Below are 1,449 nucleotides of genomic sequence, written 5' to 3'. Positions count from 1 at the left end.
GGCTCTTCGAAGTTAAGCGGGGTTGAGGTGTCCGCGGTGGCGCCGGGTGGTGGCGGTGCGGGTGCGTAGCCGCTGGTTTTCGGGGTTGCGGAAGCCGTAGGCGTCGCGGGCGACGGTCTTGATGACCCGGTTGGTTCCTTCCGAGCCGGCGTTGGTGATCCCGGTGTGCAGGAACGCGTTGATCTGCGGCCACCAGGTCTCGATCGTGGTGGCGAGCCGGTGCAGTTCAGGCAGGTCAGAGGCGGCGCAGCGAGTGTAGAAGCGGCGCAGCAGCCGGTGGACGTGTTCCCGGTCGGGTCGGGTGCGGGCGGTGGCGAGCAGGTCGAGCAGGTCTTCCTTCGCGTTCCACGCGGACAGGATCGGAGCGCCGATCGCGGCGGGCAGCGCCTCGAGGGTGTCGACCAGGCGGTCGACGTGCTTGCCGGGCATCCGAGCGGCCGAGCGAGTCAGCCGGTTACGCATCCGCCATTCCGGGTCGGTGCCGCGGCCGCGGCGTCCTCGCTGGGTCAGTGTCATGCGGCGGCGGACCTCGGTGACGGCCCGGCTGGCCAGTTGCACGACGTGGAAGTGATCGACGACCAGCAGCGCCTGTGGCAGGACCTGCCGGATCGCGGCCTTGAACACGGTGCACATGTCGATCGCGACCGCCTCGACCTGTTCGCGCCAGGCCGGTGAGCGGGCGGTGAGCCAGCCGGTGACCGCGGCGGTGGTGCGTCCTTCGACCTGGGCGAGCAGGCCTTGGCCGCCGGACAGGTCACAGAAGCCGACGTGCCACCGGTCGGCGGTGACCGTCCACGAGTCGGCCTGCGGGTCCCAGGTCCAGTGCGGTTTGCCGCGGCGGACCTCGTCGATGCCGAGTACCGCGACCGGCTGCGGCTCGGCCGGCAACACCCTGTTCGCATGCACGGTGAACGCGTCAGCGACGACCGGCCACGAGACGCCGTGATCGCGGGCCGATTGCACGATCGTGCGCCCGCCGTCGGCGACCGCCGCACCCGCCGCCTGCCGCAACCGCGTGGTCAGCCGCGATCGGGCCGGGACCTGGGCGACCTGTTCGGTGAACGACTTACGCGGACAGGCCGACGTCGGGCAGTACCAACGCCGTTTCCGCCAGCGCAGCCGCACCGGCCGCCCGGCGACTGGCAGATCCCGCGGCCGGGTCGTGGTCCACTGCTTCACCCGGACCGCTCGCTGCCCACACTTCGGACAGCATCGTGCCTGCTCACAACCGGTGGACAGATCCACCATGGGGACGCCGGCAGCGTCCACCTCGACCTGCTCGACCACCAGGCCATCCAGGCCCAGCAGCCGGGTCGTATCGTTGACCATGCTCGCAACTCTTCACTTGTGACCATCCGAACTCGACACTCAGATGATCACCGATGGGCTGCGAGCCCTTCATTTCCGGGTCGCCGCCAGCCGCGAACCCCGCTCAACTTCGAAGAGCCG

General features: G+C 70.0%; 1 protein-coding gene. It reads right to left on the bottom strand.

Features of this window, described 5'->3' with window-relative positions; translation table 11 throughout:
* Positions 1-12: 12 nt before the first annotated feature.
* Positions 13-1,329: an ISL3 family transposase gene (locus I8N68_RS32385; RefSeq protein ID WP_200216910.1), complete on the bottom strand. Its 1,317-nt coding sequence runs from the start codon at positions 1,327-1,329 to the stop codon at positions 13-15.
* Positions 1,330-1,449: the final 120 nt, after the last annotated feature.

Source organism: Micromonospora coerulea (assembly GCF_016598485.1).
GTDB classification, from domain to species: domain Bacteria; phylum Actinomycetota; class Actinomycetes; order Mycobacteriales; family Micromonosporaceae; genus Micromonospora; species Micromonospora coerulea.
Note: the sequence above shows the minus strand (reverse complement) of the source record. Positions and strands in the feature narration are given on the sequence as shown.

Bases quoted from the DNA above. Each gene is read 5' to 3' on its own strand.
- I8N68_RS32385 (WP_200216910.1), bottom strand. From the start codon at position 1,329: ATGGTCAACGATACGACCCGGCTGCTGGGCCTGGATGGCCTGGTGGTC.